The 21026-nt window shown below is 73.7% G+C and carries 20 protein-coding genes; all 20 read right to left on the reverse strand.

The window, feature by feature from the left end:
- Positions 1-57: 57 nt before the first annotated feature.
- The 20 genes from ACIBBA_RS18060 to ACIBBA_RS18155 all read right to left on the reverse strand — a co-directional run bounded on the left by ACIBBA_RS18060 (position 58) and on the right by ACIBBA_RS18155 (position 20960).
- Positions 58-1530: an AAA family ATPase gene (locus ACIBBA_RS18060; RefSeq protein ID WP_396698513.1), complete on the reverse strand. Its 1473-nt coding sequence runs from the start codon at positions 1528-1530 to the stop codon at positions 58-60.
- Positions 1531-1626: 96 nt separating this feature from the next.
- Positions 1627-2640, reverse strand: a complete 1014-nt coding sequence (locus tag ACIBBA_RS18065; RefSeq protein WP_396698515.1) for a hypothetical protein — start codon at positions 2638-2640, stop codon at positions 1627-1629.
- 41 nt (positions 2641-2681) lie between these two features.
- A complete protein-coding gene (locus tag ACIBBA_RS18070) occupies positions 2682-3626 on the reverse strand; it encodes an RluA family pseudouridine synthase (protein ID WP_396698517.1) in 945 nt (314 codons plus the stop codon).
- Positions 3623-4243: a signal peptidase II gene (gene lspA, locus ACIBBA_RS18075; RefSeq protein ID WP_396698519.1), complete on the reverse strand. Its 621-nt coding sequence runs from the start codon at positions 4241-4243 to the stop codon at positions 3623-3625. Before lspA ends, ACIBBA_RS18070 begins: the two co-directional genes overlap by 4 nt.
- Before the next feature lie 63 nt (positions 4244-4306).
- Positions 4307-4726 (reverse strand): TraR/DksA family transcriptional regulator, encoded by a 420-nt coding sequence (locus tag ACIBBA_RS18080; RefSeq protein ID WP_396698521.1) that lies wholly within the window; start codon positions 4724-4726, stop codon positions 4307-4309.
- Between the two features lie 223 nt (positions 4727-4949).
- The gene (locus ACIBBA_RS18085; RefSeq protein ID WP_396698523.1) at positions 4950-6449 is read right to left on the reverse strand and encodes a potassium/proton antiporter; all 1500 of its coding nucleotides are present in this window, start codon (positions 6447-6449) and stop codon (positions 4950-4952) included.
- 22 nt (positions 6450-6471) lie between these two features.
- Entirely contained in the window at positions 6472-6777 is a 306-nt protein-coding gene (locus ACIBBA_RS18090) for a DUF167 domain-containing protein (RefSeq protein ID WP_350872427.1), read from the reverse strand.
- Between the two features lie 15 nt (positions 6778-6792).
- Positions 6793-7413: a hypothetical protein gene (locus ACIBBA_RS18095; RefSeq protein ID WP_396698525.1), complete on the reverse strand. Its 621-nt coding sequence runs from the start codon at positions 7411-7413 to the stop codon at positions 6793-6795.
- Positions 7414-7489: 76 nt separating this feature from the next.
- Positions 7490-8290 (reverse strand): DivIVA domain-containing protein, encoded by an 801-nt coding sequence (locus ACIBBA_RS18100; RefSeq protein WP_350872423.1) that lies wholly within the window; start codon positions 8288-8290, stop codon positions 7490-7492.
- Positions 8291-8334: 44 nt separating this feature from the next.
- Entirely contained in the window at positions 8335-8640 is a 306-nt protein-coding gene (locus ACIBBA_RS18105) for a YggT family protein (protein ID WP_281573071.1), read from the reverse strand.
- A gap of 30 nt (positions 8641-8670) precedes the next feature.
- Positions 8671-9360 carry a cell division protein SepF gene (locus ACIBBA_RS18110; protein ID WP_396698527.1) on the reverse strand — a complete coding sequence of 230 codons (690 nt, stop codon included), beginning with the start codon at positions 9358-9360 and terminating at the stop codon, positions 8671-8673.
- A gap of 191 nt (positions 9361-9551) precedes the next feature.
- On the reverse strand, positions 9552-10295 hold the full coding sequence (locus ACIBBA_RS18115) for a YggS family pyridoxal phosphate-dependent enzyme (protein WP_396698529.1): 744 nt from the start codon (positions 10293-10295) through the stop codon (positions 9552-9554).
- A gap of 9 nt (positions 10296-10304) precedes the next feature.
- Positions 10305-11420: a cell division protein FtsZ gene (ftsZ, locus tag ACIBBA_RS18120; protein WP_350872417.1), complete on the reverse strand. Its 1116-nt coding sequence runs from the start codon at positions 11418-11420 to the stop codon at positions 10305-10307.
- 255 nt (positions 11421-11675) lie between these two features.
- Positions 11676-12491 carry a cell division protein FtsQ/DivIB gene (locus ACIBBA_RS18125; protein WP_396698531.1) on the reverse strand — a complete coding sequence of 272 codons (816 nt, stop codon included), beginning with the start codon at positions 12489-12491 and terminating at the stop codon, positions 11676-11678.
- The gene (murC, locus tag ACIBBA_RS18130) at positions 12488-14062 is read right to left on the reverse strand and encodes a UDP-N-acetylmuramate--L-alanine ligase (RefSeq protein WP_396698533.1); all 1575 of its coding nucleotides are present in this window, start codon (positions 14060-14062) and stop codon (positions 12488-12490) included. Before murC ends, ACIBBA_RS18125 begins: the two co-directional genes overlap by 4 nt.
- Positions 14059-15165: an undecaprenyldiphospho-muramoylpentapeptide beta-N-acetylglucosaminyltransferase gene (gene murG / locus ACIBBA_RS18135; protein WP_396698535.1), complete on the reverse strand. Its 1107-nt coding sequence runs from the start codon at positions 15163-15165 to the stop codon at positions 14059-14061. Before murG ends, murC begins: the two co-directional genes overlap by 4 nt.
- The gene (locus tag ACIBBA_RS18140; protein WP_396698575.1) at positions 15165-16604 is read right to left on the reverse strand and encodes an FtsW/RodA/SpoVE family cell cycle protein; all 1440 of its coding nucleotides are present in this window, start codon (positions 16602-16604) and stop codon (positions 15165-15167) included. Before ACIBBA_RS18140 ends, murG begins: the two co-directional genes overlap by 1 nt.
- A gap of 314 nt (positions 16605-16918) precedes the next feature.
- The gene (gene mraY, locus ACIBBA_RS18145; protein ID WP_350872409.1) at positions 16919-18043 is read right to left on the reverse strand and encodes a phospho-N-acetylmuramoyl-pentapeptide-transferase; all 1125 of its coding nucleotides are present in this window, start codon (positions 18041-18043) and stop codon (positions 16919-16921) included.
- Complete coding sequence (gene murF, locus ACIBBA_RS18150; RefSeq protein WP_396698537.1) at positions 18040-19437, reverse strand: UDP-N-acetylmuramoyl-tripeptide--D-alanyl-D-alanine ligase; 1398 nt, start codon at positions 19435-19437, stop codon at positions 18040-18042. The genes mraY and murF overlap by 4 nt, the downstream gene beginning before the upstream one ends.
- Positions 19434-20960, reverse strand: coding sequence for a UDP-N-acetylmuramoyl-L-alanyl-D-glutamate--2,6-diaminopimelate ligase (locus tag ACIBBA_RS18155; RefSeq protein WP_396698540.1), 1527 nt, complete (start codon positions 20958-20960; stop codon positions 19434-19436). Before ACIBBA_RS18155 ends, murF begins: the two co-directional genes overlap by 4 nt.
- Between the last annotated feature and the right edge of the window lie 66 nt (positions 20961-21026).

Consider the following 21026-nt stretch of genomic DNA (forward strand, 5'->3'; position numbering starts at 1 on the left):
CCCGATGATCCTCTCAGGCGGGCGGACGGGCGGGGGCGCCGGTGGCGGCACACACCCTCACCGGGCGAACGGCTCCAACATCATCGCGGCGGCCTTCAGCCAGGCGTCCCGGGTCGCCGGCTGGAGCTGGTGGTACTCGATCGACGACCCGGTCTCCAGCGCCGGGTCGTACGGCACCACCGCGACCGCGCGGGTACGGGTGGCGAAGTGCCGCTCCAGGTCGTCCTGCAACGTCGACCGGCCGGGCGTCGGGCAGGAGATCAGGGTGACCGCGTTGTCGGCCAGCTCGCCCATGCCCACCTCGTGCAGCAGGTCGAGCATCCAGTCGGCGCTGAACGCCGCGTCCTCGCGGGGCACCGTGGTCACCACCAACTGGTCCGCCGCCTGCATCACGGTGCGCCAGTTCGGGCTCTCGACGTTGTTGCCGGTGTCGACGCAGACCACCTCGTGGGTACGCCGGAGCAGCTCCAGCACCCGCCGGACGGTGAACTGGTCCAGCCGCTGGGCGAACCGAGGGCTCTCCTCCCCGGCCAGCACGTCGTAGGAGTTGTCGGAGGCGTGCCGCAGGTAGTCGTCGAGGTGCTCGAGCAGGGTGTTGCCCTCGAGGATCTCGATCTGGGCCAGATCGGTGATCAGGTGGCGGATGGTCCGGGCGTGCCGGGCGCTGCCGGCGCGCAGCCCGAGCGTGCCGCGCAGCTCGTTGTCGTCCCAGGCCAGCACGCCCCGGCCGCGGACGCTGCCGACGGTCGCCGCGGCGAGCACCGTGGCGGTGGTCTTGTGCACCCCGCCCTTGGGATTGGCGAAGGCGAGCACCCGTGGGGTGCCGAACTCCCGGCGCAGCAGCGCGGTGGCCCGTTCCAATTCCGGGTCGGCGGCCGGCGGGCGCCAGTCGACCCGGGCCGGATAGCCCCGGTCGACGACCGCCGGGGGTGGTGCGAGCGCCGGGGGCGGCGCGGCCGGCGGCGCGGGGGCGGGCGGCGGCGCCGGGGCGGCCGCACGGCCCTCGGGTCGGTAGCCGTTCTCCAGCAACGCGTAGCGGGACTCCACCGGCGGATCGGGCCGGTAACCGTTCTCCAGCAACGCGTAGCGCGACTCGACCGGGTCCGGCCGGCGCGGCTCCGGCACCCGGTAGGCCGGCTCGGCGGGGTAGCCGGGCTCGGGCTGGTAGCCGCGTCCAGGCTGATAGGTCGGCTCGGGCTGGTAGGTCTGCTCCGGCTGGTAGGTCGGCTCGGGCCGGTACGCCGGCTCCGCCCGGTAGGCGGGATCCACCCGGTAGGTGGCCTCGGCCCGGTAACCAGGATCCGCGCCGTAGGGCTGCTCCACCGGCGGGCTCACGGCCTGCGCCCGCCCGGCGTAGCCGTCGTGCGACCGCCGCGGCAGCGGCTCGGCGGGAGGCAGTGGATCCTCGACCCGTCGGTCGGAATCGGGCTGCTCACTGCCCCGGCCGGCGAGCCGGGCCCGGTCGAGCAGCGCCCGCCACCGCGGTGCCGGTTCGGCCGGCCGACCCCAGCCGGTCTCGCTGCCCTCCACGGCTCGCCCTCCCCAGCGCGATCAATCTCCATCAAACAGGCTACGAAGGAAACCCTATTCGGACCACACCATCCTGCCCAATCCGCCGGTCTCCGATCACGACGTGGTCGGCTCCGCGGCCTCGGCACCGGTTGCGTCGGGCGAGGTGACGGGGGTCGGCGGCGGGGCCACGGACGGCGTCGTCGACGCCGGCTCGGGTGCCGGATCCGTCACGACCGGTGCGGGTTCCGACGATTCGCCCACCGTCGGGGTGGCCGAGGGCGTCGCCGAGGGGCTGCCGGGCCCGTCCGCGGTCGCCGTGGGTAGCGCGGTGTCCGCCGGTGGGCGGACCACCTCCTGCTGCTCGGGCAGCGGCGGGGTGAAGACCGTCCGGTCCAGCCGACGCACCTCCGGCGCCGGGTCGACCGACCGCACGGTCTGCCGGCCGGCCACCGCGCGCAGCGCCGCCGGCTGGGCACGGACCACCGCGGCGTAGACGCAGGCGCACCCGGAGCGGTAGGCGTCCGCCTCCGCCGCGGCCACCTCGGCGCCGCTGGCGTACACCTGACGCACGTCGGCGTCGCCGGCGGACGCGGTGGCGCGGGCCCGGTAGTCGGCGGCCTCCTGGTCCTTGCGCGCGGCCAGCTCGGCCATCCCGGCGACCACGTCGTCGGGGATGCGCAGCGCCGGGATCCGGACGATCTCGGTCTGCCGGCCGGGCAGCGGCACCCGCCCGAAGACCTCGGAGACCGACACGTCGCCGAGCACCGCCGCGAGCCGCTGCGGCGGCAGGTAGGTCTCCAGCGAGACCAGCGCGTAGGTGCCGTCGGCCCCGCTCGGCGCGGCCGTGGGCAGGGCCGCCAGGTCGGCGGCCGCGGCCCGCAGGTAGCCCGGCACGGAGTCGCCGTCGACGACCCCGACCCGGGTCACCTCGCCGACGGTCGGGTCACCCACCGGGCGGCGGTCACCGGCGGCCCAGACGGCGGTGAGCAGCACCGCCGCCACCGACAGCAGCGCCGTGGAGGTGAGCATCCGCGGCCGGGACGAGGTGTCGGCGAGGCGCCTGACCGCCCGGGTCAGGGGCGGCAGCAGCCGTTGGTCAAGCTGGCGCAGCAGATCGCCGGCGCGCACGGGCTGGTCCCCTCGTCGGTCGGTGTCGGACGGGCCGCCGCTCAGTCGCGGAGGATCCGGAGCGCGCGTTCCAGGTCGTCAGGGTAGTCGCTGACGAAGCGGACCTCGTCCCCCGTTCGGGGGTGCTCGAAGCTCAACTCGCGGGCATGCAGCCACTGTCGGTCCAGCTTGAGCCGGCCGGACAGCGTCGGGTCGGCGCCGTAGGTGAGGTCGCCCACACAGGGGTGGCGCAGCGTGGAGAAGTGCACCCGGATCTGGTGTGTCCGGCCGGTCTCCAGCCGCACGTCGAGCAGGCTGGCGGCCGGGAACGCCTCCAGGGTGTCGTAGTGGGTGATGCTCGGCTTGCCGCCGGAGACCACCGCCCAGCGGTAGTCGTGGGTGGGGTGCCGGTCGATCGGGGCGTCGATGGTGCCGCGAAGCGGGTCCGGGTGGCCCTGCACCACCGCGTGGTAGCGCTTCTCCACCTCGCGGTACTTGAACGCCCGCTTGAGCGCGGTGTAGGCCTGCTCGCTCTTGGCCACCACCATGATCCCGGTGGTGCCCACGTCGAGCCGGTGCACCACTCCCTGCCGCTCGGCGGCGCCGCTGGTGGAGATGCGGTGGCCGATCGCGGCCAGCGCGCCGATCACGGTCGGGCCGGTCCAGCCGGGGCTGGGATGTGCCGCCACGCCGACCGGCTTGTCCACCACCACGATGTCATCGTCGGCGTGGACCACCCGCAGACCGGGCACCGCCTGCGGCACCACGGTCGGCGGAGCGACGGGCGCGGGCAGGGTCACCTCCAGCCACGAACCGGCCTTGACCTTGTACGAGTTGGCCCGGACCACCCCGTCGACCAGCGCGTCGCCGGAGTCCACCAGGGCCGCGGCGGCGGTGCGGGAGAGACCGAAGAGCCGGGACACCGCCTGGTCCAGCCGCATGCTGTCGAGGCCGTCCGGCACCGGCAGCGAACGGTGGTCGCCCCCGGCGGCGAACGCGGAGGTCACGCGCGCTCCCGCTGCTCGGCGGCGGTCGCCTGACCGTCGCCCGCGTCGACCGGACGCCCCTCGCGGGTCACCCGCCCGCCGTCGCGCTGGCGGCCGGTGAGTTCCAGCAGCACGGCGAGGATCACGCCGCAGACCAGCGAGCTGTCCGCCAGGTTGAAGACCGGGAAGTACTCGCCGAACGGCCCGAAGACGCTGATCATGTCGACCACGTGACCGTGGAAGGGGCTGGGGGCCCGGAAGATCCGGTCCGCCAGGTTGCCGAGTGCCCCGCCGAGCACCAGCCCGAGCGAGATCGCCCAGGGCATCGACCGCAGCCGCAGCGCCATCCAGACGATCCAGCCGATCACGCCGATGGTGATCAGTGGGAAGACCCAGGTGTAGTCGGAGCCGATGCTCCAGGCGGCGCCGCTGTTGCGGATCAGGCTGAGGTAGATGAACCCGCCGAGAATCCGGACCGGCTCGTGGTCGGACAGGTTGGCCAGGGCGAGATGCTTGGTGGTCAGGTCGGCCAGGAAGGCGACCAGCGCGGTGCCGGCGAGGATCGCGACGGCCCGGGGCCGGGGCTTGCGGTCGGCCTCTTCGGCCCGGCCGGATCCGGCGGACGGTGCTGCGCTCATCTGCTCCCCATCGACACTCGGCGGTGATCGTTCACCGTCTCCATCGCCGCCGGGGAACGGACCTCAGCGCCGCTCCTCCAGCTGCTTGCAGGTCACGCAGAGGGTCGCCGACGGGAAGGCGGCGAGCCGCTCCACCGGGATCGGGTTGCCGCACCGCTCGCACCAGCCGTAGCCACCCTCATCGAGCCGCTCCAGCGCGCGCTCGACCTGCGTGATCCGTTCCAGGATGCTGTTGGCGAGAGAGATCTCCTGCTCCCGCTCGAACGTCTTGGTCCCGGTGTCGGCCTGGTCGTCCCCGGCCGAGTCGGTCAGCCGATCGCGCTGCAGCTCGGTGATCTCGCTCAGCGTCTGATCGTACTCGGCGCGAAGCTCGTCCCGCCGCGCCGCCAGGGCCGCCTGGATCTTCTCGGTCTCCGCGGCGCTGCGGGTGGGCCTCGCCACCGGCTTTCGGCCGGCTGTCCTGGTGTCGGCTGGCTTCGCCATCGTCGCTCCCTCGGCCGCGGAACCGCGGCGGTCCGCGGCACCTGGACAGGGGGCACCGACCAGGCACCCCCAGGTACGAAAAGGGGCGCGCGGCGACAACGGCCGCGCACTCCGGAGGTTGGCAAGAATACGGAACGTATCGGCGTCCGACAACGTGCCGCACCGACGCACCGCTATTCAGCCTCGAGTCCCACCTAACCGGGACAAAAGGAACGCTAGCAGATCAACCGTCCCGATCATTGCCGTACTCGCCAAACCAACGGGCCAGCCGACCCCGCCGGCTGACCGCCCGCAGCCGCCGTTCGACCTCGTCGCGGACCCCACCGATGGCCACGATCAACAGACTGTCGCCGGTCTTCAACCGGGTGTCCGGGACCGGCACGAAACCGACCCCGTCGCGCAGCACCAGGGTCACCGACGCGCCCGGCGGCAGCCGCAGCTCGTCGACGTGCACCCCGGCCAGCCGTGATCCCGGCGGCACCTCCAACTGGAGCAGGTCGGCCCGCATCCGCTCCAACGGAGCGGTCTCGACGTGGATCTCCGTCGCCTCGGCCGGCGCGGTGACCCTGAGCCGGCGGGCGAGCGGCGCCAGCGTCGTGGTCTGCACCAGCGTGAAGATCACCACCAGCACGAACACCGCGTCGAAGAGCCGGGCCGCGCCGGGCACCCGCTCGGAGAGCGGAATGGTGGCCAGCACGATCGGCACCGCGCCACGCAGCCCGGCCCAGGACAGGAACGCCTGCTCGCGCACCCCGACCCGGAACGGCAGCGCGGCGACCGCCACCGACAGCGGCCGGGCGGCCAGTACCAGGGCCAGCCCGGCGACCACCGCGGGGAGCACCGCGGCGTCCAGCCGCCCCGGCGAGACCAGCAGCCCGAGCAGCACGAACAGGCCGATCTGCGCCAGCCAGGCCAGCCCGTCGGCGAAGCCGAGGATCGCCTGCCGGTGCGGCAGTCGGGCGTTGCCGAGCAGCACCCCGGCGACGTAGACGGCGAGGAAGCCGGAGGCGTGCAGCACCGCGCCGACGGCGTACGCCAGCACGGTGAAGCCGACCACGGCGATGGGGTACAGCCCCGCCGAGGGCAGCGCCGCCCGGCGCAACGCCCACCGCCCGGCGAGCCCGGCACCCACCCCGACCGCCGCGCCGGCCGCCAGCTCGTAGCCGACCAGCCCGACCTCGTACCACCAGGGATGACCGGCGCCCTCCCGGGAGAGCAGCACCACGAGCAGCACCACCGGGGCGTCGTTCATCCCCGACTCGGCCTCCAGGGTGGCCACCAGCCGGGGCGGCAGGCGCAGTCGGCGCAGGGTGGCGAAGACCGCCGCCGCGTCGGTGGAGGAGAGCACCGCGCCGTAGAGCAGCGCCAGCCGCCAGTCCAGCCCGAGCAACAGGTGCACGGCTACCCCGACCACCACGATGCTGACCAGCACGCCGACGGTGGAGAGCGCGGCGGAGAGCCCGAGCACCGGGCGCAACGTGCTCCACCGAGCGGTCAACCCGCCCTCGGCGATGATCACGATCAGCGCGCAGAAGCCGAGCGCCCGGGTCAGCTCGACGTCGTCGAACCGGATGCCCAGCCCGGCCTCGCCGATCCCCACGCCCATGGCCAGGTAGACGAGGAGGCTGGGCACCCCCAGCCGGCTGGAGAGCCGGACGGCGCCGACCGCCACCAGCAGCACGGCCGCGCCGATCAGCAGCGCGAGATCGAGCCCGGGCGTCACGACCGCCTGGCCCGGGCGTTCCTCACTCGCCGGATCCGTCGCGCAGCCGGCGCAGCACGCCGGGCAGCTCGGGGCCGGGCCGTTCCACGAGGAAGAGCTTGTCCCGGCTGGCCGCGCCGGTGCGCAGCGACACCGCGGCGGCGCGTACGCCGAGCGCGCCGGCCAGCGCCCGGCGGGCGGCCTCGGTGGCCCGGCCGTCGACGGCTGGCGCGTTCACCGCGATCACCAGGGCGGGGCCGTGCGGCCCGTCGAAGCAGCCGCCGACCCGGGCCCGGGCGGCGCCGGGCTTCACCCGTACCGCCACCGTGAGAGTGTCGTCGGCGGGCACGATGAGTTCTCCCGCTCAGTACGGCCGGGCGTCGGCGAGCAGGACGGCGGCCGGCGCGCAGCGCAGGCACGGGGTGAAGCCCAGCTCGACCGCCTCGGCCACCGGCAGCGGCTCGTGCGTCCGCCCGACCAGGTGGGCGCAGTCGTCGAGGTGGTAGCGGGGCCTGCCGTCGACCACCCGGACCTCGTCCACGAGCCGGGCCAGCCGGGCTTCCTCGGCGGGCGTGACCGGCTGCGCGGCCGGCTCGTCGTCGTAGGTCCCGGCGGCGGCAGCGCCCGGGGAGGGTTCGTCGTCGGCCGGGGCCTCGGGTGGTTGCCGCCACCCGGTGCCGCCGGTACCGACAGTCGAAGGAACGTGCTGGACCGGGATCTCCGGCTCCGCCAGCGGCGGGCCGTACGCGACCCGCGGCGCGGCCGGGTCGGCCGGGCGGGAGGCTTCCGGCTGCCACGGACCGGACGGATCCGGGCCCGCCGTCGTCCGGCTGGTGGCTGCCTGGCGGGCACCCACCACCAACGCGACGGCGGCCAGCAGACTGGCCCCGATCGAGATGATCAGCATGAGGCTGGAGCCCCCGGCCAGGCCGAGCACCAGCAGCGCCACGGCGACGAGGATGAGCAGGAGACTTGCGACTATCACGGCTCACCCCCGCCGCGTCGTACCATCCAGACGCGGTCGGCGACCGCCATCGTTCCCGACGGCCGCCGACCGGAGATCAGCGACCGGCCTCGAGAGCACCGGAGCGACCGCCACCGTAGGAGCCGGCGAGGCCGGCGGTGGCCAGCCCGTTGCCGCCGGCGGCCCGGTTGCCCTCGGAGCGGGTCATCTCGGCCTCCAGGCCCTGACCGCGGCCGTCCAGGTCGCGCAGCTGGCTCTCCAGGTAGGCCTTGAGCCGGGTGCGGTACTCGCGCTCGAACTGCTTGAGCTCTTCGATGTGCTTCTGCAGCGCGGTGCGCTTGGCGTCCAGGCCGCCCATGGCCTCCTGGTGCCGCTGGCGGGCGTCGCGCTCCAGCGCGTCAGCCTTCGCCCGCGCCTCGCGGGTCACCTCTTCGGCCTTCGAGCGGGCCTCGGAGAGCAGCTGGTCGGCCTCGCGACGGGCGTCGGAGACGTGGTCGTCGGCCGTCCGCTGGGCCATCATCAGCACCCGCAGCGCCTGCTGCTCACCGTCACCGGTGACGGCCGGGCCACCGGTCGCGCGGACCTGCTCCAGCTCGGCCTGCATCGCGCGGGCGGCCTGCTCGGCCGCTGCCTTGTCACGCTGCACCCGGTCGAGCTGGGCCTTGACGTCGTTGAGCTCCGCCGCGAGACGGGCGTCGCCGCCGGGGCCGGCGGGGGCGCCACCACGGCCGCCGCGCTCCACCTGGGCGCGCAGCTCGTTGTTCTCCTCGATGAGACGGGCGAGCTCGCGCTCGACCTCGTCAAGGAAGGCGTCGACCTCCTCCTCGTCATACCCCCGCTTGCCGATCGGCGGCTTTTTGAAGGCGACGTTGTGTACGTCGGCCGGGGTCAGCGGCATCGAAACTCCTCGGGTCAGTTGCGGCCGCGATAGCGCGTCGGTCATCAGGCGGTCCTGATGATCGACGGCTCTAACACGAACTCCATCAGCACGAACAGGATAACCAGGAGCACAAGGGAGGCCAGGTCGATGCTCACGGTACCAATTCGCAGCGGAGGGATCACACGCCTCAACGCGCTGAGAGGGGGATCAGTGACGCTCCACACGGATTCCAGTCCCGCCGATGCCCCACGCCCCGGTTGCCACCGGCGGCCGTACTGGAGCACGGCGCTCAGGACAAACCGGGACAGAAGAAGGAGCAGGAAGACGTACAGGATCAGGTACAGAACTTGCAGCAGGATCGACAACACGGCAGGCGACGTCCCTCGGGTCGGGCGGGGTCAACTCAGACTGAAAAAGCCGCCCTCAGCGATCTTGGCCTTGTCCTCCGCGGTGACCTGGACGTTGGCCGGTGAGAGCAGGAACACCCGATTGGTCACGCGCTCGATCGTACCGCGCAGCCCGAACGCCAGCCCGGCGGCGAAGTCCACCAGACGGCGGGCGTCCGCCTCGTCCATCTCGGTGAGGTTGATGATCACCGGAACGCCGTCGCGGAAGTGCTCACCGATGGTCCGAGCCTCCCGGTAGGTGGTCGGGTGCAGCGTGGTGATCTGGTAGCGCTGCTCCTCGTCGGCGACCACCGCCCGCTCCCGGGGCGACGTCTGCGGGGCCAGGGCCAGGTTGTCCCGGGTGTGGTAGGTCAGCGCACCCGAGGTGTCGCCGGTCGACCGGGTGATCGACCGGACGCTGGAGCGTTCGACCCGCTCCGGCCGCTCGACCTCGACCCGCTCGGACTCGGTCGCCCGACCAGCCCGCTCGCCGAGCCGGCCACGCTCCCCCACCCGGGGACGCGGCGCCGGCGGCTCCTCGGTGTCGTCCTCGTCGTCCTCGGCGAACTCCTCGGCGTACCGGCTCTGCCGGTAGCGCGACTCGCGGTAGCCCCCCTTTTCGTAGCCACCGTCGTCGTAGGCCCGCTCGTCGTCCTCTTCGACCAGACCGAGCCAGACCCCCGCCTTGCGCAGTGCACCCATCCCGCGCCCTTCCGTCCGCCGTGCGGCACACGCCCCCGTGCCGTGTCGCCTGTCGCGAGTGGACTTCTCTGCCCACTGGACCGGAACGGCAATCCCCTGGCGCGCGATTCGCGTCGCGCGCCACGACCCCCGACAACGGGATGCCGTTCCTGAAAACAACACAGATGTAATTTGCTTCTTTCGCGGTCAGGCTACCGCAGCGTGGGGCGCATTCCGAGCAACGCGCTACCGACGCGGACATGTGTCGCGCCGTATCTGATCGCGATTTCCAGGTCGCCGCTCATACCCGCCGAGAGTTCGGTGGCTCCGGGATGGACCGCGCGGAACGCGGCGGCCACCTCCGCCAGCCGGGCGAAGGCCCGCTCCGGCTCCCAGCCCAGCGGCGCCACCGCCATCAGCCCGGCCAGCCGCAGCGCCGGCGCCACCGCCAGCGCCTCGGCGACCGCGTCCAACCCGACGTCCGGATCGGCCGAGCCGGGCAGCGCGCCGCCCCGGGCCGGGTCACCGTCGACGCTCACCTGGACCAGCGCCGCCAGCGGACTGTCCCGGGTGCTCGCCGCGGTGTCCAGCGCCCGGGCCAGCCGGACGCTGTCCACCGAGTGCACCACGTCGGCGTACCGGACCACCGACCGGGCCTTGTTGCGTTGCAACCGGCCGATGAAGTGCCAGCGCGGCGACGCGCCGGCCGCCGCCACCGCGGCGGCCTTCTCGCCCGCCTCCTGGTCCCGGTTCTCCCCCATGTCGGTCACCCCGAGGCCGGCCAGCGCCAGCACGTCGCCGGCCGGGTAGGTCTTGGTGACGGCGATCATCGTGACGTCGGCGCGGTCCCGGCCGGCCGCGTCGCACGCGTCCGCGATCCGGGCCTGAACCCGGGCCAGGCCGGCCGCGAGTTCGGCCCGGCGGTCCGGCCGGACCGTGGTCGAGCTGTCGGTCATCGGCGGCGCTCAGGACCCGTTCTTGAGGAAGTCGGGCACGTCGACGTCGTCGAAGAGCACCCGACGGGGCGACTGCTGCGGCGCCGGCATGGCGGCCGGCGGCGTGACCGGCGGGCTCTGCGGGGCCGGCTGGTTCTGGTTGGTCTTCCGGCCCGGCTCGGCCGCCTTGTAGGCCGGCGTGCCGCCGTCGAAGCCGGCCGCGATCACGGTGACCCGCACCTCGTCGCCGAGGGCGTCGTCGATGACCGCGCCGAAGATGATGTTCGCGTCCGGGTGGGCCGCGTCGGTGACCAGCTGCGCCGCGTCGTTGATCTCGAACAGGCCGAGGTCGGAGCCGCCAGCGATGGAGAGCAGCACCCCGCGGGCGCCGTCCATGCTCTGCTCCAGCAGCGGGCTGGAGATGGCCGCCTCGGCCGCCTCGACCGCGCGGTTCTCGCCCCGGGCGCTGCCGATGCCCATCAGGGCGCTGCCCGCGCCGCTCATCACGCTCTTCACGTCGGCGAAGTCCAGGTTGATCAGACCCGGCGTGGTGATCAGGTCGGTGATGCCCTGCACACCGGAGAGGAGCACCTGGTCGGCGGTGCGGAACGCGTCCATCATGCTGATGTTGCGGTCGCCGAGCGCCAGCAGCCGGTCGTTGGGGATGACGATCAGCGTGTCGCACTGGTTGCGCAGCTCGTCTATCCCCGCCTCGGCCTGCACCTGGCGGCGCTTGCCCTCGAACGAGAACGGCCGGGTCACCACACCGATGGTGAGCGCGCCGAGCTTGCGGGCGATGTTCGCCACCACGGGCGCGCCGCCGGTGCCGGTGCCGCCACCCTCGCCACAGGTCACGAAGACCATGTCGGCGCCCTTGAGCACCTCCTCGATCTCGTCGCGGTGGTCCTCGGCGGCGTTCTTGCCGACGTCCGGATTGGCGCCCGCGCCGAGCCCGCGGGTCAGCTCCCGGCCGACGTCGAGCTTGACGTCGGCGTCGCTCATCAGCAGCGCCTGCGCGTCGGTGTTGATCGCGATGAACTCGACGCCCTTGAGCCCAACCTCGATCATCCGGTTGACGGCGTTGACGCCGCCGCCCCCGATGCCGACGACCTTGATGACCGCCAGGTAGTTGTGCGGAGGTGTCATCTCCGGTCCTTTCCCCTCGAGATTGGCATGGGCCGGCCCCACACGGCTTGGCCAGGCCAGTGGTCGACGTCGGTGCTCCGGCGGGGGTCAGGGATGGAACCCTCACCCTCTACTAGAGGCTTACAGTTATGTCAACCACTGATCCTCTTCGAGGCAACGTAAGCGCCCCCGCCCGCAGAGCCAAGGACCTGCTCGGCGTGTCGCCGCCCGGAGCGGAACGGCTCACGTCGCGCCCGCCCCGTCAAGCCCTCCGGATCACCGGAAGGTCACCACGTCCGGCGCACTCACGTCGATCGTCTCCGCCCGCTGTCCGAGCAGCGCGGTGGCCACCCGGGCCTTGTCGTCGCCCCGGGACGCGTCGCCCCAGACCACCGTCCGGTCGCCGTCGAGCCGGAGCTTGATCAGGGCCAGGCTCTCCACGGTCACGTCCACCAGCGCGGCGCGCAGCTGCGGGGTGAGCGCGCCGAGCACCTCCACCGCCGCCCGGGTGCCCGGGTCGTCCGGCCCCGGCTCGACGACCCGGATCAGCGGCAGGTCGTCCGGGCGCTGGGTGAGACTGCGGAAGACCGTCCCGCTGCCGTCGATCACCACGAACCGCTCGCCCTGCGGGACCACCGCGACCCCGGTGCGCTCCACCACCCGGACCACCAGCGCGTCCGGCCAGTCCCGGGTCACCGTCGCCCGCTGCACCGGAGCGAGCGCGCCGATCCGTCGGGCGGTGCCGGCCAGGTCCACCCGGGCCAGCGGAACACCATCCGGTATCCCGGCCGCGTCGCGCACCTGCACCGGGTTGACCAGCTCGGCGCCCTCCACCCGCACCTCGCGCACCCCGAACAGCCCGGTGCCGAGCACCGCCCAGGCGACCAGCCCGGCCAGCGCGAGCAGCCCCGCCGCCACCGCCCACGGCAGTGCGGCGCGCATCCGGCGCTGCCGGGCCCGGCGCATGAACCGCCGGGTCGAGGGGGGCACCGCGTCGCTGCCGGCGCGGACCAGCTGCCAACGGCGCACCGCGCCGCGCCGGCCGGCCGCCTCGGCGCCGGAGGTCCGCCCGCGGGCCGGCCCGGGGCTCATCCGGCGGCGGGCGCCGCGCCGTCCGGGGCCACGGCGTCACCTGCGGCCGAGGTGCCGGCGCCGCGCGGCGCGTCGGGGACGGTTCCCCCGATGGCCGCGCTGCCGCCGGAGGAGCCGCCCGGCGGCACCGTCCCGGCCGGGTTCGTCGCCGCGTCCGCCCGGGCCAGCAGCGCGTCCAGCAGCTGGTCGCCCATCAGTGAGATCGGCGGGGCGCCCATCGTCACCACCACGTCACCGGGGCGGGCCCGGCGGGCGACCTCCACCGGCGCCGCCTCCCAGGAGTCCACGAAGACCTTGCGCTCGGCCGGCAGCGACACCGCCTCGATCAGCGCCGCCGAACCCTCACCGGGCTGGCGCAGCTCACCCGGACCGAAGACCTCCAGCAGCACCAACTCGTCGGCGATGGCCAGCGCAGCGGCGATCTCCGCCTGCAGGTCGCGGGTGCGGTAGAGCCGGTACGGCTGGAAGACCACGATCAGCCGGCCGTCGCCGGCCACCTCACGCAGCGTCTGCAGGGCCAGCGTCATCGAGGTGGGGTGGTAGGCGTACTCGTCGTAGACCAGCACGTCGTCCGCGACGCCCTTGCGCTCGAACCGCCGTCGCACGCCGGGGAACGCCGCCAGCGCGGCCTCCGCCGCCTCCAGCGGCAGCCCCAGCAGGTACGTGGTCAGCACCGCCGAGGCGCTGTTGAGCCCCATGTGCCGCCCCGGCACCGGCAGCCGGAACTCGCCCAGCGACCGGCCGTCGATCGCGGCCAGGTAGCGCACGCCCTGCGCCGACGAGGTGACCTCGGTCAGTCGCAGGTCGGCGTCGGCCGCCTCACCGTAGGTGTGCACCCGGCGGCCCTCGGCCCGCAGCGTCTCGGCCAGCCGGCGCCCGCCCGGGTCGTCGGCGCAGGTGATGATGTATCCGTCCGGGTCGGTGAGCCGGGCGAACTCGGCGAAGGTCGCCTCCAGGTTGGCCAGGTCGCCGTAGGTGTTCAGGTGGTCGGCCTCGACGTTGGTGATGACCGAGACGTACGGGCGGTAGATCAGGAACGAGCGGTCACTCTCATCCGCCTCCACCACGAAGTGCTCGCCGGTGCCGTGGTGGGCGCCCGAGCCGACCTCGGAGATCTCCCCGCCGATCACGAAGGAGGGATCCGCGCCGGCCTGCTGGAGCACCATGGTGACCATCGAGGTGGTGGTGGTCTTGCCGTGGGTGCCGGCCACGGCCACCGTCCGGCGACCGGTCATCGCCGCGGCGAGCGCCTCGGAGCGGTGCAGCACCCGCAGGCCGCGCTTGCGCGCCTCCACCATCTCCAGGTGGTCCTGGGGGATGGCCGAGGAGTAGACCACGGTGTCCACGCCGTCCAGGTTGGCCGTCTCGTGGCTCATGTGGATCGTGCCGCCGAGCGCGCGCAGCCCGGCCAGCGAGGGCCACTCGCGCAGCTCGCTGCCGGAGACCGGAATGCCCCGGGTGAGGAAGAGCCGGGCGAGCCCGCTCATGCCGACCCCGCCGACCCCGATCAGGTGGATGGTGCCGAGGTCCTCGGCGGTGAGCGTGCCGGCCGGGGTGAACTGCGCGGTCATCGGGCCACCGCCTCGTAGACGTAGTTCAGCAACGCCACGTCGCCGTCGCGCCGCCCGTACGCCGACGCGGCCGCGCCCATCGCGCCGAGCCGGTGCGGGTCGCGGATCAGCGGGATCACCGTGCGCTCCAGCCAGTCCGGGGTCAGCTCGGCGTCGTCGACGAGCAACCCGCCGCCGGCCTCCACCACGGGCAGCGCGTTGCGCTTCTGCTCCTGGTTGCTGTGCGGGTAGGGCACGTAGATGGTGGGCAGCCCGATCGCGGCCACCTCGGCGCAGGTCATCGCGCCGCCCCGGCCGAGCATCAGGTCGGCCGCGGCGTAACCCAGCTCCATCTCGGACAGGTAGGGCAGGGTCACGTAGGGCACCGGCAGGTCGGTGGGGATCGGCACCGGCTCGTTGCGGGCGCCCATAACGTGCAGCACCTGCACGCCGTTGCGGGCCAGCTCCTTGGCCGCGCCGGAGACGGCGAGGTTGATCGAGCGGGCGCCCTGCGAGCCGCCGGCGACGAAGAGCACCGGCAGGTCGGGACGCAGTCCGAAGTGGGCGCGGGCGCTGGCGCGCAGCGCGGCCCGGTCGAGCCCGGCGATGTTGCGGCGCAGCGGCACGCCGACCACCCGGGCGTCGCGCAGCGACTCGGCCTGCGCCGGCTGGTGCGGGAAGCCGACCGCGACGTGCTTGGTGAACTTCATCCCGAGCCGGTTCGCCACCCCCGGCGGCACGTTCACCTCGTGGATGACGATGGGCAGCTCGCGGCGCCAGGCGGCGAGGTAGGCCGGCACCGAGACGTAGCCGCCGAAGCCGACCACCACGTCGGCCTGCACCTCGTCGATCACCTTGCCGGCGGCGCGGGCCGCGGTCCACATCCGGCCCGGGGTGCGGACCAGGTTCAGGTTGACCGAGCGGGGCAGCTGGTAGGCGGGGATCGTGCGCAGGTCGTAGCCCTGCGGCGGGATCAGTTCGTTCTCCAGGCCCCGGGGTGTGCCCAGGCAGGTGATCCGGACGCCGGGGTCGTGTCGGCGCAGGCAGTCGGCGAAGGCGAGCAGCGGGTAGATGTGCCCCCCGGTGCCACCTCCCGCGAGCACCACCGAACGCAGCGGACCCATCAGCGTCTCCTCTCGTTCGCCGCGCCTCGCCGCGTCCGGGTCTGCCGGACACGGCGGGCCACGGCCTGCTCGTCCTCCCGCCGCTCCCGCGCCCGGGGCACGGGCCCTCGGGCCGCCGGCGGCGACGCCGGTCGGCGACGCCGTCCGGGAAGCGGCGGCAACGGGGCCCAGAGTAGTCGGACCCACCGGGCCGGCGGACGGGCATGCAGGGCTCTGGCCGCATCGGGTTCGGCACGGGCGAAGGAGGCGAGCATGCCGACCGCCGCCAGCGTCACGACCAGGGCACTTCCGCCGTCGGAGATGAACGGAAGCGGCAGCCCGGTGATCGGCAGCAGCCCGACCACCCCGCCGATGTTGATCGCGGCCTGGCTGACCAGCCAGGTGGTCACCGCGGCGGCGGCGAGCCGGCGGAACGGATCCTCGACCCGCCGGGCGATCCGCAGGCCGCTGTAGGCGAGCACGGCGAAGAGGACGAGCACGACGGCGCAGCCGACCACTCCGAGCTCCTCGGCGATGATGGCGAAGATGAAGTCGTTGTGCGCCTCGGGCAGCCAGTCCCACTTCAGGCTGCTCTTGCCCAGCCCGACGCCGAACCAGCCGCCGTGCTCGATGGCCAGGCGGCCCTGGAAGAGCTGGTAGCAGCCGGTCAGCTTGCAGTCCTCGGGCGCCGGGGGGTTGAAGAAGGAGACCAGCCGGGCGAACCGGTAGTTCTGCTCGCCCTGCTCGCCGGAGCCCGCGCCGAGGGAGGCGACCGCGATGAGCAGGCCGACGCCGATCAGCCCGGCCACCGAGAGCGCGCCGAACACCCGCATCCGCACCCCGGCCGCCCAGAGCAGCCCGACCACCAGCGCCAGCAGGCAGATCATGGTGCCCAGGTCGTTGTAGCCGACCAGCACGAAGAGCAGGCCGACCACCGGGAAGAGCGGCGTGGCCAGCTCCCGCCACCAGCCCAGCGCGGCGCCCTTGCGGGCGATCACGTGCGCGCCCCAGAGCACCAGCGCGAACTTGGCCAGCTCGGAGGGCTGCACCTGGATCCCGCCGATGAAGAGCCAGAGCAGCCGTGCCTCGATCGGGCCGACCCGGGCGGAGTCCTGCCCGGTCAGCCGGGCATAGGCGAGCAGCAGGTTGAGCAGCAGCAGCAGGCCGATCGCGGTGATCAGCAGCGGCCGGCCCAGCGCCCGGTAGGTGCTCGCCGGCAGCCGCTGGCAGGCCCAGAACGCCACCATGCCGATCACCGCGAAGATCGCCTGCTTGGTCAGCGAGGTCGAGGCGTTGCCGTTCTCCGCGTAGTCCGTCACGCTGGTCGCCGAGAAGACCATGGTCAGGCCGATCACCAGCAGCAGGCCGGCGCTGGAGATCAGCAGGTAGTAGGAGGCCAGCGGGCGGTCCAACAGGCCGCGCAGCGCGGCCAGCCCGCCTGCGGCGTCCAGGCCGCGCAGGGGCGCCGGTGTCGCCGCGCCCGGCTCGTCGGGCGCACGCGCCGCCGTGGTCGCCTCGGTGCCACGACCACCGCCGGGCGCCCGCCGCGGCCGGGCCTGGTTGGTGCCGTCGGTGTCTCGTCCCTCCCCCACCCGGACATCATCGCCGCTGTGCCGGCTCGCCACCCCCGCAACGGTCCGCTCGGCGTGTCGCCGGAAACGGGCGAGCCCTCCGCCGGGTGGCGGAGGGCTCGGGCGCGCCGGTCCGGGCCGCCCGCCCGGGCCGGCCCGGGCGGGCGCGACACGGTTCGGGGCCGGCCCGGTCGGGGCGCGGATCAGGTCATGTTGGCGAGGAACTCGCTGTAGAAGAGGCCGAGCGCGATGGCCACCCCGATGCCGGCGATGATCCAGAACCGGACCACGATGTTGACCTCGCTCCACCCGGCGAGCTCGAAGTGGTGCTGCAACGGCGACATCCGGAAGACCCGCTTGCCGGTGGTCCGGAACGAGATGATCTGGATCACCACGGACATCGTGATGATCACGAACAGGCCGCCGATGATCGGCAGCAGCAGGATGGTCCGGGTCGACATCGCCATGCCGGCGATCAGACCGCCCAGTCCCAGCGCACCCGTGTCACCCATGAAGATCCGCGCCGGCGAGGTGTTCCACCAGAGGAAGCCGACGCAGGCCCCGGCCGCCGCCCCGGCGATCAGCGCGATCTCCAGCGGATCCCGGACGGTGTAGCAGTAGGCCTGGGTGTAGCTCGGGTCGGCGCACCAGTGCCGGTACTGCCAGAAGGCGATCAGCGCGTACGCGGCGAGGACCATCACCGAGGCGCCGGTGGCCAGGCCGTCCAGGCCGTCGGTGAGGTTGACGCCGTTGGTCGCGGCCATCACCACGAAGATGAAGATGACCACCGCCCCGACCTTGGTGACGTCCAGGGCCGGAATGTCCCGGATGAAGCTCAGCGTGGTGCTGCCGACCGTCTCGGTGTTGGTCACCGCGCCCGAGGAGTCGGTCATGGTGCTCGGGAAGTAGAGCGCCACCACGCCGAAGACCGCGCCGACCAGGATCTGGCCGAGCAGCTTGCCGCGCTTGTTGAGCCCGGCGCTGTTGCGCTTGCGCACCTTCAGGAAGTCGTCGAGGAAGCCGACCGCGCCGGAGAAGACCATCAGCCCCAGCAGCACCAGCGCGGTGATGGTCGGTTCGACCTGGGCGATCTGGGCGTCCGGCAGGGTGGTCAGGGCCAGGTGACCGGCGACGTACGCGATGACCGTGGCGAGGATGAACACCACGCCGCCCATCGTCGGCGTGCCCTTCTTGCCCTGGTGCATCACCGGGCCGTCGGACCGGATCGGCTGGCCGGCCTTCAGCCGGGTGAACACCTTGATCGCGATCGGGGTGCAGAAGAGCGAGATCAGGAACGCCACCCCGACGGCGACGATGACCGCCCTCATCCGGCGCTCTCCCCATTGGCGTCCGCGCGCAGCGCGTCCACCACGTCCCAGGTGCGGTACCGGGAGCCCTTGACCAGGACGACGTCGCCCGGCCGTAGCTCGCCCCGCAGCACCTCGACGGCCGCCGCCTGATCGGTGAGCAGCACCGACTCTCCTCCCCAGTTTCCTACCGCTGTCGCGCCCTCGTGGATCGGCGCGGCCGGCTCGCCCACCACGAGCAGCCGGTCGACACCCAGCTCGGCCGCGAGCCGGCCGACCTCGGCGTGCCCGTCGCGCTCGTACGGACCCAGCTCGGCCATGTAACCGAGCACCGCGACGGTACGCCGACCCTGGCCGAGGCTGGCCAGCGCCTTCAGCGCCACCGCCATCGAGCCCGGGTTGGCGTTGTACGAGTCGTCGATGACCGTCACCCCGTCGGGCCGGTCGAAGACGTCCATCCGCCGGGTGGAGACCAGCCCCAGCTCGCCCAGCGCGGTGGCCAGCTCGGCCAGTGGCATGCCCAGCTCCCGGGCCACCGCCGCCGCGGCGAGGGTGTTGGAGACCTGATGCCGCCCGGTCAGCCCGAGCCGCACCGGCGCGCGCCCGTCCGGGGTGACCAGGGTGTACGACGCCCGCCCCCGCTCGTCCAGAGCGACGTCCTCGGCCCGTACCTCGGCGTCCGGCGCCTCGCCGTAGCGGACCACCCGGGCTGCGGTGCGACTCGCCATCGCGTCCACCAGCGGGTCGTCGGCGTTCAGCACGGCCATTCCGTCGGCGGGCAGCGCCTCGACCAGCTCGCCCTTGGCCAGGGCGATGTTCTCCCGGGAGCCGAACTCGCCGATGTGCGACGTGCCGACGTTGAGCACCACGGAGATCCGGGGCGGCACCACCTCGCAGAGGTAGCGCACGTGCCCCACCCCCCGGGCGCCCTTCTCCATGACCAGGTAGCGGGTTTCCCGGTCGGCCTGCATCGCCGTGTACGGGTGCCCCAGCTCGTTGTTGAACGACCCGGCCGGCGCCACCGTGGCACCGAGCCGGGCGGTGAGCTGGGCGATCAGGTCCTTGGTGGTGGTCTTGCCGGAGGAGCCGGTCAATCCGATCACGGTCAGCCCCGGCAGCCGGTCGACCACCGCGCGGGCCAGCCGGCCCATCGCGGTCAGCGCGTCGGCGACCAGCACCATCGGCACGCCGGGCACCTCGCGGGTGCCGAGCACCGCCACCGCGCCGGCCTCGACGGCCGCGGCGGCGTAGTCGTGCCCGTCGACCTTCTCGCCCGGGAAGGCGACGAAGAGCGTGCCGGCGGAGACCTTGCGGGAGTCGAACTCGACGGGGCCGGTGACCCGGGCGTCCGGGTCGGCGTCGACCAGCCGGCCGTCGACCGCGGTGGCCACCTCGGCCAGCGTCAGCGGGATCACCGGTGGCCTGCCAGGTCGCCGAAGCGGGCCCGCAGCGCGTCCGCCAGTTCGGTGTGGTCGTCGAACGGGTGCACCTCGCCGGCGATCTCCTGCCCCCGCTCGTGGCCCTTGCCCAACACGGCGATGACGTCGCCCGGCTCGGCCAGCCGGACCGCCTCGTCGATGGCCGCCCGACGGCCGGCCACCTCCATGATCCGGGCCGCCGCGCCGGCCTGCTGCGCCCCGGCGAGGACCTCGGCGCGGATCGCCGCCGGGTCCTCGGTACGCGGGTTGTCGTCGGTCACCAGTACCACGTCGGCCCCCTCCGCGGCGGCGGCGCCCATCACCGGCCGCTTGCCCCGGTCCCGGTCGCCGCCGGCACCGATCACGCAGATCAGCCGGCCGCTGCTCAGCTCGCGCAGCGCGGTCAGCGCCGCCACGATGGCGTCCGGCTTGTGCGCGTAGTCGACCACGCCGCGGACCGGAGCTTCCGCCGGGGTGACCAGCTCCAGCCGGCCGGGGACGCCGCCGCACTCCGCCACCCCGGTGACCGCGGTCCGCGGGTCCACCCCTACGGCCACCAGCGCGGCGATGGCCAGCAGGGCGTTCGCCACGTTGTGCCGGCCGGGCAGGGCCACGCCGGCCGGCAGGGTGAGGCCGTCCGGGCCGTGCACGGTGAACCGCTGGGCGTACCCCGCGCCGCCGACCCCGTCGGCCCACCAGGTGGCGGCCGGGTCGCCGGCGGCCGAGTAGCTGAGCGTGGCCGGCTTGAAGAGCGGACGCAGCGCCGGGTCGTCGTGGTTGAGCACCTCGACCGCGCAACGCCCGTCGAAGAGCTGCGCCTTGGCGGCGAAGTAGTCCGCCGCGTCGGCGTGGAAGTCGAGGTGGTCGGAGCCGAAGTTGGTGTAGCCGCCGACGGTGAACCGGACCCCGCCGACCCGACCCATCGCCAGCGCGTGGCTGGACACCTCCATCACCACCGCGGTGACCCCGCGCTCGCGGGCGGCGGCGAGCATGGCGTGCAGGTCGGTCGCCTCGGGAGTGGTCCGGACGCTGTCGATCACCAGGTCGCCGAGGCGGGTCTCCACCGTGCCGATCAGCCCGGTGGTGTGCCCGGCGGCGCGCAGCCCGGACTCGACCAGGTAGGCGGTGGAGGTCTTGCCGGCGGTCCCGGTCACCCCGATGACGGTGAGGTCGGCGGTCGGGTCGCCGTAGACGGCGGCGGCGAGCGTGCCGAGCACCGCGCGCGGGTCGTCCACCACGATCGCCGGCAGGCCGGCCGCGGTCACCGCGGGCACGCCGGCCGGGTCGGTCAGGGCGGCCACCGCGCCGGCCTGGGCCGCGCCGGCGGCGAACTCCGCGCCGTGACGGCGGGCGCCGGGCAGCGCCGCGTAGAGGTCGCCGGGACGGACCTCCTGGCTGGCGTGCGTGACGCCGGTCACCAGCACCTCGACGGCGTCGGCCGGGGGCTCGACGGCGAGCCGGGCGGCGAGGTCGCCGAGCCGGGTGCCGATCACGGTACGGGGGCGAGGATTGCCGGGCACGGCGTCAGACCCTACCCGGTCGCCCGGCGCAGATCGCAAAGCCGCCCCGGTGGTTCGTCCCCACTC

The sequence above is a fragment of the Micromonospora sp. NPDC051006 genome (genome assembly GCF_044456245.1).
GTDB lineage: Bacteria > Actinomycetota > Actinomycetes > Mycobacteriales > Micromonosporaceae > Micromonospora.

Excerpts from the sequence above, each read along its gene's own strand:
- murG (WP_396698535.1), bottom strand. The coding sequence starts at position 15,165 with ATGGGTCCGCTGCGTTCGGTGGTGCTCGCGGGAGGTGGCACCGGGGGG.
- ACIBBA_RS18125 (WP_396698531.1), bottom strand. The coding sequence starts at position 12,491 with ATGAGCCCCGGGCCGGCCCGCGGGCGGACCTCCGGCGCCGAGGCGGCC.
- murC (WP_396698533.1), bottom strand. The coding sequence starts at position 14,062 with ATGACCGCGCAGTTCACCCCGGCCGGCACGCTCACCGCCGAGGACCTC.
- lspA (WP_396698519.1), bottom strand. The coding sequence starts at position 4,243 with ATGAGCGCAGCACCGTCCGCCGGATCCGGCCGGGCCGAAGAGGCCGAC.
- ACIBBA_RS18080 (WP_396698521.1), bottom strand. The coding sequence starts at position 4,726 with ATGGCGAAGCCAGCCGACACCAGGACAGCCGGCCGAAAGCCGGTGGCG.
- ACIBBA_RS18100 (WP_350872423.1), bottom strand. The coding sequence starts at position 8,290 with ATGCCGCTGACCCCGGCCGACGTACACAACGTCGCCTTCAAAAAGCCG.
- ACIBBA_RS18115 (WP_396698529.1), bottom strand. The coding sequence starts at position 10,295 with ATGACCGACAGCTCGACCACGGTCCGGCCGGACCGCCGGGCCGAACTC.
- ftsZ (WP_350872417.1), bottom strand. The coding sequence starts at position 11,420 with ATGACACCTCCGCACAACTACCTGGCGGTCATCAAGGTCGTCGGCATC.
- mraY (WP_350872409.1), bottom strand. The coding sequence starts at position 18,043 with ATGAGGGCGGTCATCGTCGCCGTCGGGGTGGCGTTCCTGATCTCGCTC.
- ACIBBA_RS18110 (WP_396698527.1), bottom strand. The coding sequence starts at position 9,360 with ATGGGTGCACTGCGCAAGGCGGGGGTCTGGCTCGGTCTGGTCGAAGAG.